Origin of the sequence: Sinomonas sp. R1AF57 (assembly GCF_002224485.1) — a bacterium.
GTDB classification, from domain to species: domain Bacteria; phylum Actinomycetota; class Actinomycetes; order Actinomycetales; family Micrococcaceae; genus Sinomonas; species Sinomonas flava.
On sequence record NZ_CP022463.1, the window covers coordinates 2028750 to 2042813 of the forward strand.

Annotated in this window: 12 protein-coding genes; 6 read left to right on the forward strand and 6 right to left on the reverse strand. The window is 72.8% G+C overall.

What is annotated here, in order from left to right; genetic code table 11:
- Positions 1-95: 95 nt before the first annotated feature.
- On the forward strand, positions 96-1628 hold the full coding sequence (locus CGQ25_RS09335; protein ID WP_208709080.1) for an amino acid permease: 1533 nt from the start codon (positions 96-98) through the stop codon (positions 1626-1628).
- A 72-nt stretch (positions 1629-1700) separates the two neighbouring features.
- On the forward strand, positions 1701-2264 hold the full coding sequence (locus CGQ25_RS09340) for a GtrA family protein (protein WP_369802208.1): 564 nt from the start codon (positions 1701-1703) through the stop codon (positions 2262-2264).
- 32 nt (positions 2265-2296) lie between these two features.
- On the opposite strand, the gene CGQ25_RS09345 is transcribed toward CGQ25_RS09340, so the two are convergent.
- The 6 genes from CGQ25_RS09345 to CGQ25_RS09370 all read right to left on the reverse strand — a co-directional run bounded on the left by CGQ25_RS09345 (position 2297) and on the right by CGQ25_RS09370 (position 8848).
- Entirely contained in the window at positions 2297-3454 is a 1158-nt protein-coding gene (locus CGQ25_RS09345; RefSeq protein ID WP_208709082.1) for a cysteine desulfurase family protein, read from the reverse strand.
- Positions 3451-4395: a carboxylating nicotinate-nucleotide diphosphorylase gene (nadC, locus tag CGQ25_RS09350; RefSeq protein WP_208709084.1), complete on the reverse strand. Its 945-nt coding sequence runs from the start codon at positions 4393-4395 to the stop codon at positions 3451-3453. Before nadC ends, CGQ25_RS09345 begins: the two co-directional genes overlap by 4 nt.
- A gap of 2 nt (positions 4396-4397) precedes the next feature.
- Positions 4398-6065, reverse strand: coding sequence for an L-aspartate oxidase (locus CGQ25_RS09355; RefSeq protein ID WP_208709086.1), 1668 nt, complete (start codon positions 6063-6065; stop codon positions 4398-4400).
- Positions 6062-7384, reverse strand: coding sequence for a quinolinate synthase NadA (nadA, locus tag CGQ25_RS09360; protein ID WP_208709088.1), 1323 nt, complete (start codon positions 7382-7384; stop codon positions 6062-6064). The genes CGQ25_RS09355 and nadA overlap by 4 nt, the downstream gene beginning before the upstream one ends.
- A 51-nt stretch (positions 7385-7435) precedes the next feature.
- Positions 7436-8236 (reverse strand): NUDIX domain-containing protein, encoded by an 801-nt coding sequence (locus CGQ25_RS09365; RefSeq protein ID WP_208709090.1) that lies wholly within the window; start codon positions 8234-8236, stop codon positions 7436-7438.
- Between the two features lie 141 nt (positions 8237-8377).
- Positions 8378-8848 (reverse strand): Lrp/AsnC family transcriptional regulator, encoded by a 471-nt coding sequence (locus CGQ25_RS09370; RefSeq protein WP_208709092.1) that lies wholly within the window; start codon positions 8846-8848, stop codon positions 8378-8380.
- 317 nt (positions 8849-9165) lie between these two features.
- On the opposite strand from CGQ25_RS09370, the gene CGQ25_RS09375 reads away from it, so the two are divergent.
- From CGQ25_RS09375 to CGQ25_RS09390, 4 genes are all read left to right on the forward strand, one after another.
- Complete coding sequence (locus CGQ25_RS09375; protein WP_255405221.1) at positions 9166-10497, forward strand: amino acid permease; 1332 nt, start codon at positions 9166-9168, stop codon at positions 10495-10497.
- A gap of 324 nt (positions 10498-10821) precedes the next feature.
- Complete coding sequence (locus CGQ25_RS09380; RefSeq protein WP_208713012.1) at positions 10822-11637, forward strand: alpha/beta fold hydrolase; 816 nt, start codon at positions 10822-10824, stop codon at positions 11635-11637.
- Between the two features lie 195 nt (positions 11638-11832).
- The gene (locus tag CGQ25_RS09385; protein WP_208709096.1) at positions 11833-13335 is read left to right on the forward strand and encodes a fumarylacetoacetate hydrolase family protein; all 1503 of its coding nucleotides are present in this window, start codon (positions 11833-11835) and stop codon (positions 13333-13335) included.
- The gene (locus CGQ25_RS09390; RefSeq protein ID WP_208709097.1) at positions 13332-14024 is read left to right on the forward strand and encodes a GntR family transcriptional regulator; all 693 of its coding nucleotides are present in this window, start codon (positions 13332-13334) and stop codon (positions 14022-14024) included. The genes CGQ25_RS09385 and CGQ25_RS09390 overlap by 4 nt, the downstream gene beginning before the upstream one ends.
- The last annotated feature ends 40 nt before the right edge of the window (positions 14025-14064 follow it).

Here is a 14064-nt window from a genome sequence, read left to right on the forward strand (position 1 = left end):
GCTGCCCCCGGGCTTCGCGGGGCCGCCCCACGCACCCCATCAGCAGAACCCCCTCCCCCTGTCTGCACCCTGTCCACACAACCGAAAGGACGCGGATGTCATCCGTCGACCCCACCCGGGCCAAAGGCGGCCTGGAGATCCCGGACCACCTCGAGGACCACGGCCACGCGCACGCGGCCGACCATGTCCTCCACGCCGAGGACGCCGGCTACCACAAGGGCCTCAAGGCGCGCCAGATCCAGATGATCGCCATCGGCGGCGCGATCGGCACCGGGCTGTTCCTCGGCGCCGGCGGCCGCCTCGCCGCGGCCGGCCCCTCGCTCGTGCTCGCCTACGCGATCTGCGGCGCGTTCGTCTTCCTCATCCTGCGCGCGCTCGGCGAGCTCGTGCTCCACCGCCCCTCCTCGGGCTCCTTCGTCTCCTACGCCCGCGAATTCTTCGGCGAGAAGGCCGCCTACGTCTCCGGCTGGTTCTACTGGATCAACTGGGCCATGACCACGATCGTGGACACCACGGCTGCCGCGCTCTACATGCACTTCTTCGGCCGCTACGTCCCGTGGATTGCCGCGGTCCCGCAGTGGCTCTGGGCGCTCATCGCCCTCGTGCTCGTCCTGACGCTGAACCTCGTCTCGGTCAAGGTCTTCGGCGAGATGGAATTCTGGTTCGCCCTGATCAAGGTCGCCGCCCTCGTGTCCTTCCTCGCCCTGGGCATCTACTTCGTCCTCTTCGGCACCCCCACCGGCGCCCCCACCGGCTTCTCCCTCATCTCCGACCACGGCGGCATCTTCCCCATGGGCATCGCACCGATGATCCTGCTCATGCAGGGCGTCGTGTTCGCCTACGCCTCGGTGGAGCTGGTCGGCACCGCCGCCGGCGAGACGGAGAACCCCGAGAAGATCATGCCCAAGGCCATCAACTCGGTCGTCTTCCGCATCGCCGTGTTCTACGTCGGCTCGGTCATCCTGCTCTCCCTCCTGCTCCCCTACACCTCCTTCGAGAAGGGCGTGAGCCCGTTCGTGACCTTCTTCGGCTCGATCGGGGTCCAGGGCGTGGACGTCATCATGAACCTCGTCGTCCTCACGGCCGCCCTGTCCTCCCTCAACGCGGGCCTGTACTCGACCGGCCGCATCCTGCGCTCCATGGCAGCGGCCGGCTCCGCGCCGAAGTTCGCGCTGCGGATGAACAAGGCCGGCGTCCCGTACGGCGGCATTGCGATCACTGCCGCGGTGTCGCTCCTGGGCGTCCCGCTGAACTACCTCGTCCCGGCAGACGCCTTCGAGATCGTCCTGAACGTCGCCTCCGTGGGCATCCTCTCCACGTGGGCCACGATCGTGCTGTGCCAGATCCAGCTGGCCCGCTGGGCCAAGAAGGGCTGGACCCAGCGCCCGGCCTTCCGGATGCCCGGCGCCCCGTGGACGGGCTACGTCACCCTCGTGTTCCTCGCCGCCGTCCTGGTCATGGTCCTCATCGATTCCCCTTGGACGCTCCTGGCGACCGCCGTCGCCTGCGTGCTGATGGTGATCGGCTGGTACGCGCTTCGGCAGCGGATCCACGAGATCGCCGAGGCCCGCGAGGGGTACACCGGCGCCGCCCCGGTCGTGGCCAACCGGCCAGCACCCCGCCCGTAGGGGCGGGCCCCGCTGTGCCGGGGCACACTCCCGGCACAGCGGCGGCACAGCGAAGCATGAGAGTCTGGCTACATGGACCCCCAGCCGGCTGAGACGACGGCCTCGGCAGGATCGGCGATCGCGCCCTCCCGCCGGGGCCGTCGCCCGTCGGAGCCCCTGGCAGCCAGCCCTGCAGCGGGAAGCCCTGCAGCGGCCAGCCCCGCGGCGGCCAGCCCTGGCCTGCGGCTCTGGCGCGTCCCGATGGCCCGGCAGCTGGCGCGCTTCACCGGCGTCGGCATCGTGTGCACGCTCAGCTCGCTGGCCCTGTTCGCGCTGTGCCGGCCGTGGTTGGGCGCGCAGGCCGCGAACGCGGTGGCGCTCATCCTGACCTCGATCATGAACACCGGGCTGAACCGCCGGTTCACCTTCAAGGTGCGCGGTGCCGAGCGCCTCGCCAAGGACCACCTCAACGGGCTCGTGGCGATGGCGGTCGCGCTCGCCCTCACCTCCGGAAGCCTCGCGGTCCTGCACTGGGTGGACCCGTCCGCAGGGGTCGTGGCGGAGCTGTGGACGACGACGGTCGCGGGCTGGGCCGCCACCGCCGTGCGGTTCGCGCTCCTGCGGCTGTGGATCTTCCGCCGGGCGCGGGACGCCTGAGGCCGCGCCGACGACTGGACGACGCGCAGGCGCTAGCGGCGTGCGATCCCGGCGACCGCCGCGCAGGCGTCGGCGAGGGCAGCCGCGGCCCGGTCGAGGTCCTCGGCGGTGACTGATGCGGGCAGCGTGAAGCGCACAGCCGTCTGCGCCACGTCGGAGGCGATGCCCATCGCGGTCAGGACGTGTGACGGCTCGCTGGAACCCGCGGCGCACGCCGAGCCCGACGAGCACACCACTCCCCGCCGCTCGAGCTCGAGCAGCACCGACTCCCCGCTCACACGCGGGAAGCAGAACGACGCACTCCCGGGGAGGCGCTCGGTCGGGTGTCCGGTCAGGGTGGCATCGGGCACGAGCTCGAGCACCCGGGAGATGAACCCGTCGCGCAGCAGCGACAGGCGCGCCGCCGCCGTCGTGCGCTCCGCCTCGGCCAGGCGCAGGGCGGTGGCGAGCGCGACGGCGCCCGCGACGTTCTCGGTGCCGGAGCGCAGCCCGCGCTCCTGGCCGCCGCCGTGGACGAGCGGCTCGACCGCGATGCGCCCAGCGGCGAACAGCGCCCCCACGCCCTTGGGGGCGCCGAGCTTGTGTCCCGAGACCGAGAGCGCGTCGACACCGAGGGAGCGGACGCCCAGCGGGAGCCAGCCGGCTGCCTGGACGGCGTCGGTGTGGAGCGGAACCCCCGCCGCCCGGGCGACGGCGGCCAGCTCGCCGACCGGCTGGACGGTGCCCACCTCGTTGTTGGCGTACATCACCGACGCGACGGCGGTCCCGGGACCCACGACGGCGGCGAGCGCCTCGGGCGTGACGCGTCCCTGCGCGTCGACGGGCACGAGGTCGACAGCGAAGCCGTGCAGGCGGGCCAGGCTCCGCGCCGACTCGAGGACCGCGGGATGCTCGACGGCGCTGACCGCCACACGCGTGCGCCGCGGGTCGGCGGCACGACGGGCGAGGGCGATGCCCTTCACGGCGAGGTTGTCCGCCTCGGTGCCCCCGGAGGTGAACGTGACCTCGGACGGGCGGCAGCCGAGGACGCCGGCGACATCCGCACGCGCTCCCTCGAGGCCGTCCCGGGCCCGGTCCCCCACCTCGTGGTGGCTCGAGGGGTTGCCGAAGTCGCCGGTCAGGTACGGCCACATGGCCTCGAGCACCTCGCGGCGCACGGGGACCGTGGCGGCGGCGTCGAGGTAGATCACGGGGCCGCCTGCCCCGCGGGGCCGCCGATGACGAGGTCGAGGCCAAGGTCGAGGTTGACCACGGAGTGGGTGAGCGCCCCGACCGAGATGACGTCGACTCCGGTGGCCGCGATGTCGGCGACGGTCTCCAGGGTCACGCCGCCGCTCGCCTCGACGGTGGCGCGCCCCGCCACCATCTCCACTCCGGTCCGGAGGTCGGCCAGGGAGAAGTTGTCCAGCATGATCGTGTCGACCCCGGCGGCGAGGACCGGCTCGATCTGCTCGAGTCGGTCCACCTCGACCTCGAAGTGCGTGGTGTGGCCGAGGCGGTCCCGTGCGCCCCGGAGCACGCCGGTCAGCCGGGACGGGTCTCCCCCGGTGAGGACGGCGAGGTGGTTGTCCTTGGCCATGACGGCGTCGGAGAGGCTGAAGCGGTGGTTGCGTCCGCCGCCGCAGCGCACGGCGTACCGCTCGAGCTCGCGCAGCCCGGGGGTGGTCTTGCGCGTGTCCACGATCTTGGCCTTGGTGCCGCGGGCGAGCGCCACGTACTGCGCCGTCTGGGTCGCGATCGCGCTCATGCGCTGGACCAGATTGAGCACGACCCGCTCCGCGGTGAGGATCGACTGGGCGCGGCCGGACACCCGGGCCAGGACGTCGCCGGCGTCGAACGCCTGCCCCTCGGCGAACAGCACCTGCACGTCCGCGGCGGGATCGTGCAGGGCGAAACCGGCCGCGACGACCGGTCCGCCCGAGAAGACGCCCGGGACGCGGGCGCGCAGCTCGGCCGTGGCCCGCGCGGCGGAGGGGATGAGCAGGAGCGAGGTCAGGTCGCCGCTGGGCGCGTCCTCGGCGTAGGCGGCCTCGAGGACGCGGCGCAGCGCGGCGGGCGCGAGCGGGATCGGCGCCGGCGTGCCCCCGGCCTCCCGTGCAGCGGGCGAGGTGGATGTGGCGGTGGCTGTCATTCTCACGAGGTCCTTCCTGCGATGGCGGGTGCGCGCACGACGTCGATGCTCGCCGCCGCGCCGAGGCCGTCGGCGCGCCGCTGGGGGGCGTCGAGGCGGAAGTGGGAGCCGAGGGACTCCCCGCGGGCGGCGGCGGCCGCGGCCAGGAGGCGTCCGAGCGTCAGGAGGTTGGCCGCCTCCGGCTCCTCGGAGGCCCACGAGCCGAGGGCCGACCGGAGCCGGTCCAGGCCTTCCCGCTCCCTCAGCACGCCGGCGTCGGCCTGCATGGCGGCGGCGAGGCGCGCACGTCCGGCAGCACCGGCCAGGAGGTCTCCGGGCGTGCCCTGGTCCTCGGCCTCAGGGGAGAGGATCGAGTGCTCCCCGGCCGGGGATGGACCATGCCACGCTCCCCCGACGCGTGAGAGGGCGTGCTCCACCGCACGGGCCGCGAACACCGCGCCTTCGAGCAGCGAGTTGGAGGCGAGCCTGTTGGCACCGTGGACCCCGGTGCACGCCGTCTCACCCGCCGCGTAGAGGCCCGGGACGCTCGTGGCGCCGTCGAGGTCCGTCGCAACGCCGCCCATCCAGTAGTGGGCCGCGGGGCCGATGGGGAGCGGCTCACGCCGCCAGTCGAATCCGGCCGCGCGGGTCATGGCGTCCAGGCCGGGGAAGCGCCGCGCGAGGAACCCCCGACCGTGCCGTTCCTCGAGCCCCGTCGCGTCGAGGAACGCCTGGCCTCCGCCGGCGCGGGCGTGCAGGGCGAGCGCCCGGGACACGGCGTCCCGCGGGGCGAGTTCGCCGAGAGCGTGGTAGTCGCCCACGAAGCGGCGGCCGGCAGCGTCCCGGATCACCGCGCCCTCGCCCCTGACCGCCTCGGACACGAGCTGCGAGCGCAGGCGGCCGTCGGCGTCCCTCGTCTGCAGCGCGGTGGGGTGGAACTGGTAGAACTCGAGGTCGCGCAGGACGGCCCCGGCGCGGTAGGCGAGGGCCACGCCGTCGCCCGTCGCGACGGCGGGGTTCGTGGTCTGCGCGTAGAGCTGGCCCGCTCCCCCGGTGGCGAGCAGGACGGCGTCGGCGGAGATGCGGCCCGACGTGTGCGGTGCGGCCGCCCCGCCGGCCAGCGTGTACGCGACGCCGACGGCCTCCCCGGCCTCGAGGAGGATCTCGGTGGCGGCCGCGCCTTCGAGGACCTGCACGCGGCCCTCGGCCTCGAGCCGACGGAGCACCGCGATGAGCGCGAGGCTGATGCCGGCGCCGCTCGCGTCCCCGCCTGCGTGCAGGATCCGCGGGAAGGAGTGAGCGGCCTCGAGCCCGAGCGCGAGCCGCCCGTCGGCGTCGCGGTCGAAGCCGACGCCACGGGAGACGAGCGCCTCCACGGCGCCGGCGGCCGCGGCGCACATCGCCTCGATGGCGCCACGGTTCCCGTGGCCCGCTCCCGCCGCGACGGTGTCCGCGGCATGGCTCGCCACCGAGTCGCCGGGTGCGCACTGGCCCTCGGGCAGCACAGCGGCGAAGCCGCCTTGGGCGAGCATGCTGTTGGAGTCGGCGAGCCGCGCCTTGGTGAGGAGCACGACGTCGGCCCCCTCGCCCCGGGCGGGATCGGCGGCCCGGATCGCACCCGTGAGCCCCGCGACCCCGCTGCCGACGACGACGAGCCGGCGGCGCCGGGCGGACGCTGGACGGGTGGTCACGGACGGGCCGCCAGCATGCGCTCGAGGGCGACCCGCGCGGTGGCCGCGACGTCTGCGGGGACCTCGATGCGGTTGCGGACCTCGCCCTCGACCAGGCCCTCGAGCACCCAGGCGAGGTACCCGGGGTGGATCCGGTACATGGTCGAGCACGGGCAGATCACGGGGTCGAGGCAGAAGACGGTGTGCTGCGGGTACTCGGCCGCCAGGCGGTTGACGAGGTTGACCTCGGTGCCGATCGCGAACACCGTCGGCTCGGTCGCGCCGGCGATGGCCTTGCGGATGTAGTCGGTGGAGCCGTACTCGTCGGCGGCGTCGACGACCTCCATGGGGCATTCCGGGTGGACGATCACGCGGACGCCGGGGTACTCCGCGCGGGCCTGCTCGATCTGGGCCACCGTGAAGCGCTTGTGCACCGAGCAGAAGCCGTGCCACAGGATCACGCGCGATTCCAGAAGCGTCGCGGCGTCGTTGCCGCCGAGGGGCTTGCGCGGGCTCCACATCGGCATCTGCTGCAGAGGCACGCCCATGGCCTTGGCGGTGTTGCGGCCGAGGTGCTGGTCCGGGAAGAAGAGGACGCGCTGGGCGCGCTCGAAGGCCCACTCCAGGACGGTGGCCGCGTTCGAGGAGGTGCACACGATCCCGCCGTGCTCGCCGCAGAAGCCCTTGAGCGCGGCCGAGGAGTTCATGTAGGTCACGGGGATGACCGGGACCCGGCCGTCGGCGTCCGGCTCGGTGCCGAGCACCGCTTCGAGCTGGGCCCACGCCTGCTCGACAGAGTCGATGTCCGCCATGTCCGCCATCGAGCAGCCCGCGGCGAGGTTGGGCAGGATGACGGCCTGGTCCTGGCGCGAGAGGATGTCGGCCGTCTCGGCCATGAAATGCACGCCGCAGAAGACGATCGCCTCGGCATCCGGCCTGGTGAGCGCGGCGTTGGCGAGCTGGAAAGAGTCGCCCACGAAGTCGGCGTGCTCCACCACTTCGTCGCGCTGGTAGAAGTGGCCGAGCACGACGACGCGCTCGCCCAGGGCCTCCTTCGCGGCGGTGATCCGGGCCCGCAGCTCGTCCTCGGAGGCCTCCCGGTACTCCTGCGGCAGCTGGCCCTGGCGGGGCGTCGACCGCGGAGCAGCGTCAGCGACGGAGGCGCCGGGGCCGTAGGCGGGCAGGCCGCGGAGGGCCTCGGCGGCGTCGAACTCCCACGGGCCCTTCGCGAGGTCAGCGCCGCACGTGCTCGCGCCCGCACCGCCGAGCGCACGGGCCTCGGACGACGCTTCGGCTTCGGCGCGCGAGATGAGGCTGATGGCGGTGGCGACAGATGTCATGGCGTGCTCCTGGGACGGGCTGGGGTTGGTGGCGGAGGGGTCGGGTGATGGCTAGGACTGGGTGCTGCCGGGGCCAGGGCCGCCGGGGGTCGCGTCGAGCGGCCCGGTGTACCGGTAGAGCCGGGGCGGCCGGTGCCGGCCGCCTTCGAGGAACTCGTCGGTGGCCTCGATCTGCGGTGCCGACTTGAGCTGGCGGCGGAAGTTGGCCGGGTCGAGGGACCGGCCCAGAACCGCCTCGTAGACCTCGCGGAGCTGGGCCAGGGTGAAGGTCGGGCCCAGGAAGTGGTAGGCGATCTGGGCGTACTCGATCTTGGTGCGTACCCGCCAGAGCGCGTAGTCCACGATCTCGCGGTGGTCGAAGGCAAGGCCTCCCTCCCCGGCACCGGCCGTGTCCGCGCGGTGCCACGCGACGTTCTCGTCGCCGCCCGCGCCCCCGACCGAGAGCTGCGCCTCGGTGGCGCGCACGAGGGCCCAGTACACGATCGACACGACGCGCTGGCTCCCGCGCTCGGGCCTGCTCGAGCGGTTGAGGCCGCCGAAGGCGTAGAGCTGTTCGAGGTAGGCGGGCGCGAGGCCGGTGGTCTCGAGGAGGTTGCGCCGCGCGGCATCCTCGAGGGACTCCTCGGCCGTGAGGGGGCCGCCGGGCAGCGCCCACTGGCCGCGGAAGGGCTCCTTGATGCGCCTCACCAGCGGCAGCCAGAGCGTCGGGGCGCCGTTGGCCAGCGGATCGGGCTTGAGGGCGAAGATCACGGTCGAGATGGCGAGCGACGGCGGCAGCTGGGCGCGCTCCGAGACGTTCGCCCCGGCGGGGGCGCTGGGCCGCGGAGGCGCTCCGAAGAAGATCTGGCTCATCCCTGTGCCTCCCTTCGCACCGGCAGCCCGTTCACGGGCAGTTAAAGTCAATTTGACTCTAAGTCATGGTACGCGCATCCGTGACCGTGCGCAAAAGGTGACGTTGCGCCAAGGCAGCGGGGGCGTCAGCGCCGCGGGGCGTCAGGAACGCGCAGCTGACTCGAGGAGGGGAAGCGTGCGGTCCTCGAAATGGGTGTTGAGCACGATGACCGAGGAAGAGCGCAGCACCGCCTTGGTCGCAGTGACGGCGTCCAGCACGCGCTGGAGGTCCGAGTTCGACTTCGCCGCGACCCGGGCCATGAGGTCGCTGTCGCCCGAGACGGTGTGCACTTCAAGGACCTCCGGGATCCGGGAGAGCGCCTCCGCCACCGCCTCGTGTCCTAGGTCCTGGCTGATGGTGAGGGAGCAGAACGCGACGACCGGGAAGCCGAAGGCCCGGGGATCGGGCTGGGGCACCCAGCGGGAGATGACGCCGCTCGAGACCATCCGGTCGAGCCGCGCCTGGACCGTTGCGCGTGCCACGCGGAGGATGCGGGAGGCCTCCAGGACGCTCATCCTCTGCTCGTCGCTGAACAGCCGCACGATCTTCGCGTCGAGCTCGTCCACCTTCATCTCTGCCTCCCTGGTCGGCACCCCACCGTGCCGCTGCCACGATGCTACAGATTGATGCACCCCCCTGCATGCACTGCGCATTATGTCCAACGATCCCGCGAGGCGGGCGCCGATTCTGCACACCCTGCACAGGGGCGTGAGGTGCACCACACACGCGACGGCGAAAGGCGCTATGGTCAGTGCGTCCTCTGGCCGGCCAGCCTACCCGGCGGCACCGGCCATCGCAGATCCGAAAGACGGAAATGACAGCTACGCACACTGCAGACAGCCGCGGCACCGCGTCGACGACGACGCCCGCGCCGAGGCTCGGACACTCGATGTCACCGCGCCAGCTCACGATGATGGGGCTCGGCAGCGCGATCGGGGCAGGCCTCTTCATCGGCTCGGGAGCCGGCATCAAGGCGGCCGGCCCCGCCATCCTCATCTCGTACCTCGTCGCGGGAACCCTCATCATCATCGTGATGTGGGCCCTCGGCGAGATGGCCGCTGCCAATCCGAACAGCGGCGCCTTCTCCGTGTACACCGGCAAGGCGCTCGGCGGCGTGGCCGGCGCGACCGTGGGCTGGCTCTGGTGGTGCCAGCTCGTCGTGGTGATCGCGGCCGAGGCCCTCGGCGCCGCGGGCCTCCTCGCGACGGTCTTCCCGGTGCTGCCGGTCTGGCTCATGGCCTTGGCCTTCATGGCCGTCTTCACCGCCGTCAACCTCACGGGCGTGCGCAACTTCGGTGAGTTCGAGTTCTGGTTCGCCCTGCTGAAGGTCGCCGCCATCGTCGCCTTCCTCCTCGTCGGGGCCGCACTCCTGTTCGGCTGGATCCCCTCGGTCGCCTCGCCGGGCCTGAGCAACTTCACGGACCACGGTGGCTTCGCCCCGCAGGGCATGGCCGGCATCGCCACCGGCCTGTTCGTCGTCGTGTTCGCCTTCGGCGGCACGGAGATCGTCTCGGTCGCCGCCGCGGAGACGCGGGACCCCGCCCGCAGCGTGGGGCGCGCGGTGCGGACCGTCGTGTGGCGGATCCTGGTCTTCTACATCGGCTCCATCTTCGTCATCGCGGCCGTCCTGCCGTGGACGTCCGACGGCCTCAAGAGCCCCTTTGCCGCGGTCCTGGACGCCGCGGGCCTTCCGGGCGCCGCAACCGTCATCACGCTCGTGGCCGTCGTCGCCCTCCTGTCCGCGCTCAACGCCAACCTCTACGGCGCCTCGCGCATGGTCTTCTCGCTCGCCGAGCGCCAGGACGCCCCCCGCATCCTGGCGAAGCTCACGCGCACGCGCGTCCCGGCGGTCGCCGTCGTCGCCTCGGTGGTGTTCGGCTTCGCCGCAACCGTGCTCGAGCTCGCGTTCCCGGACGCAGTCCTGCCCGTACTGCTCAACTTCGTGGGCTCGACGTGCCTCATCGTCTGGGGCTCGGCCCTCGTGTCCCAGCTCGTCCTGCGCCGGCGCGCCGACGCCGCCGGCGAGGCGCTCCCGCTGCGCATGCGGGGCTTCCCGTGGCTCACGGGGCTGGGCCTGGCGCTGCTCGCCGCGATCTTCGCGGTCGGGCTGGTCGGCGAGGACAGCCGCATCCAGCTCCTGAGCACGTTTGCCCTCGTGGCCGCGGTCGCGGGCGCCCTCGCCCTCGCGCAGCGCCGCAGGAGCGCCGTCACGACGGACTGATCCGTCCCGCCTCCGCGCGCCCGCCAGGCAGTCTGTGAGCCCAGGCAGTCCGTGCAGCGGCCCCCGGGATCCACCCGGTCGCCCTGCGCAGGCTGCCTGGGCTTTCGACCGCCTGTGCGGCGTCTCCGCCCCGCCGTCGTGCCCTTCGACCAGAACAGCGGCTCGGGCCATCTCCGTCCCGACCGGGGGGCGGGTATCGTCGGGACTGTGCGGTCCGGGGGGCGCCGAAGCGGCAGGTACAGCTGAGCGCGGACCGTGATGACGACCGAGCCGGCGACCGCCGGCGCCCCGACGCCGGGGCCTGACGAGGAGATGGTGCCCATGATGGCAGGACAGCATGCGGGAGCGGCCCCGCAGCACACCGTCGAGGGGACGGACCCCGGCCTCAACGTGCTCGTGGCGGAGCCCGAGACACCCGCCGGCGTCCCGCCCGTCCTGCTCATCCACGGTTTCGCCTCCTCGGTGGCGCTCAACTGGGAGCAGAGTGGCTGGGTCTCGACACTGCTCGAATCGGGCCGACGCGTGATCGCCGTCGACCTGCCCGGCCACGGCCGCAGCGCCGCACCGGAGGACGTCGACTCGTACACGCCGAGCCGCATCCGCGCGGACCTCCTGCAGATCGTGACCGACGCTGGCGCCCGGCCGATCGCCGACGGCCACCCCGAGAGCGGGCTCGACGTCGTGGGCTACTCGCTGGGATCACGGCTGGCGTGGGAGTTCGGCGCGACCCAGCCGTCGCTCGTCCGGCGCCTCGTCCTCGGCGGCCCGAGCAGCCGCGACCCGCTCGCGGAGTTCGACCTGCCTGCCGCCCAGCGCTTCCTCGCGGACGGCACCTCGATCGACGACGAGTCGACCGCCGCCCTCGTGACGATGGCCCAGGCCTCGCCCGGCGCCGACATGTACGCGCTGCTCTCCCTTGTGGAGGGCATCAAGGAGGAGCCCTTCGATGCGGCGGAGGCCGTCCCGCGGCAGCCGGTGCTCATGGTCGCCGGCGAGAAGGACGAGCGCGTCGGCGCCCTCGAGGTCCTTCGTGGCCTCGCCCCCGGCGCAGAGGTCGTCATCGTCCCGGGGCGGAACCACGTCAACGTCGTGACCGCGCGTGCGTTCAAGGAGGCTGCGCTCGAGTTCCTGAACCGCTGACGGCGTCCTCGGCTCCGTGCGGCCGTCTGGGAGTCACGTCCTGGGAGTCACGTCCGGGGACTTCGTTCTGCGACGGACCGGAAGGGGTTGACGGGCACCGTGTCGCGCGGCACACTGGATCGTATACGATGATCGTATACGATCCAGCTCGGCCCTCGGGGAGGGCTGGCCCGACGACTCGAAGAAGAGGACCACGTGCACCACCAAGAGCAGCTTGGCCAGGACATCATCGACGCCGCAGGCAAGGTCATCGCCGTCCACCTCAACTACCCGAGCCGCGCGGCCCAGCGGGGGCGCACTCCTGCCAACCCCTCCTACTTCCTCAAGCCGGCCACGTCGCTCGGGCTCGACGGCGCGGAGCTCGCGCGCCCCCAGGGCGTCGAGGCGCTCACGGTCGAGGGCGAGGTGGCCCTCGTGATCGGCTCGCGGGCCCGCAACGTCGCCCTCGAGGACGCATGGGCGCACGTCGGCTCGGTGACCGCCGCGAACGACGCCGGGTTCGCCGACCTCCGCTGGGCGGACAAGGGCTCCAACCTCCGCTCCAAGGGCGCGGACGGGATCGCGCCGATCGGCCCCGCGCTCCTCCCGGCGCAGGAGGTCGATCCGGCCAACCTCCGCGTGCGGATGTGGATCAACGGCGAGCTCACGCAGGACGACACGACGTCCACCCTCATCTTCCCGTTCGCCCAGCTCGTCGCCGACCTCTCCCGCCTCATGACCCTCGAGCCCGGGGACATCATCCTCACGGGGACCCCGGCCGGCGCGACGGTCGCCCAGCCGGGTGATCTCGTCGAGGTCGAGGTCGACGGCGCGACGCACGACGGCGGCCACCTCACCACCGGCCGGCTCGCCAACAAGGTCGTCCAGTCCAGCCTCGTGCTCTCCCCCGTCGGCGCGCTCCCGAAGCTGACCGACGCGGACCGGATCGACGCGTGGGGCTCGGCCGAAGCCGCGGGGATCACGCCCGCCGACTCCCGCCCCGCGAGCATCCTCACGCCGGAGCTGACCGAGAAGCTGAAGAGCGTGGGCACGGCGACGCTGAGCGTCCAGCTGCGCAGGCGCGGCATGCAGAACTGCCACATCGAGGGGCTCATCCCCACCAAGCCCGGCGCGAAGGTGGTCGGCACGGCCCGCACCCTGCGCTACATCCCCGCCCGCGAGGACCTCTTCAAGGAGTTCGGCGGCGGCTACAACGCGCAGAAGCGTGCGGTCGACTCCCTGCGCCCCGGCGACATCCTCGTCATGGACGCGCGCGGCGAGAAGGGCTCCGGGACGCTCGGGGACGTCCTCGCCCTGCGCGCCCAGGTGCTCGGTGCGGCGGCCGTCATCACCGACGGCGGCATCCGCGACTTCGGGCCCGTCTCGGCGATGGACATCCCGGCCTGGGGCGCGAACGCCCACCCCGCCGTCCTCGGCCGCAGGCACGTTCCGTGGTCGGTCGACGAGACGGTCGCGTGCGGCGGCGCCGCCGTCGTGCCCGGCGACGTGATCGTGGGCGACGAGGACGGCCTCGTGGTCATCCCGGCCAACCTCGCCGAGGAGGTCGCGGACGACGCCGTCGCCCAGGAGCGCGAGGAGGCGTGGGTCGCGGAGCGGGTCGCCGAGGGAAACGCCGTCGACGGGCTGTTCCCGATGAACGCCGTCTGGCGCGCCAAGTACGAGGAGTCCCTCGCCGCCGGGCCCGAGGATCAGCCGTGAGCGTCGCACCGGCGCCTGCGAGCAAGTCCGAGCTCGCCTACGACTGGCTCCACGAGCAGATCGTCGCCGGGGACCTCGCCCCCGGCGCCCGGCTCGTGCTGTCCCAGGTCGCCGAGAAGCTCGACGTGTCGGTGGTGCCTGTCCGGGAAGCCGTGCGCCGGCTCGAGGCCGAGGGGCTCGTGACGTTCGAGAAGAACGTCGGGGCCACGGTGGCCGGGATCGACCCGACGGAGTACCTGTACACCATGCAGACGCTGAGCCTCGTCGAGGGAGCGGCCACCGCGCTCTCGGCGCCGTCGGTCACGGCCGAAGACCTCGCCGCGGCGCGTGAGGTCAACAGCCGGATGCGCGAGTTCCTCGCCCAGGACCCGCTGCACTTCGACCCCGTCGCGTTCACGGCCCTGAACCGGGACTTCCACTCGGTCCTGTTCGAGCACTGCCCGAACCCGCACATCCTCGACCTCGTCCACCGCGGGTGGAACCGCCTCAAGGCACTGCGCGGGTCCACGTTCAGCTACGTCCCCGAGCGCGCCGCCGAATCGGTCGAGGAGCACGAGGAACTCCTGAAGCTCATCGAGAACCACGCGCCGACCGCCGAGATCGAGCTCGCGGCGCGCCGGCACCGCTCCGCGACCCTGACCGCGTACCTCGCCCGCACCGGCGAGAACCCCGGCTTCCCCACGCTCTAGACCTCCAGACTCTCCAGACCCAGCGACCACAGACACAGCG

Coding starts and splice junctions, on each gene's coding strand:
- nadC (WP_208709084.1), bottom strand. CDS start 4,395: ATGACAGCCACCGCCACATCCACCTCGCCCGCTGCACGGGAGGCCGGG.
- nadA (WP_208709088.1), bottom strand. CDS start 7,384: ATGACATCTGTCGCCACCGCCATCAGCCTCATCTCGCGCGCCGAAGCC.
- CGQ25_RS09380 (WP_208713012.1), top strand. CDS start 10,822: ATGGCAGGACAGCATGCGGGAGCGGCCCCGCAGCACACCGTCGAGGGG.
- CGQ25_RS09340 (WP_369802208.1), top strand. CDS start 1,701: ATGGACCCCCAGCCGGCTGAGACGACGGCCTCGGCAGGATCGGCGATC.
- CGQ25_RS09335 (WP_208709080.1), top strand. CDS start 96: ATGTCATCCGTCGACCCCACCCGGGCCAAAGGCGGCCTGGAGATCCCG.
- CGQ25_RS09365 (WP_208709090.1), bottom strand. CDS start 8,236: ATGAGCCAGATCTTCTTCGGAGCGCCTCCGCGGCCCAGCGCCCCCGCC.
- CGQ25_RS09375 (WP_255405221.1), top strand. CDS start 9,166: ATGTCACCGCGCCAGCTCACGATGATGGGGCTCGGCAGCGCGATCGGG.
- CGQ25_RS09370 (WP_208709092.1), bottom strand. CDS start 8,848: ATGAAGGTGGACGAGCTCGACGCGAAGATCGTGCGGCTGTTCAGCGAC.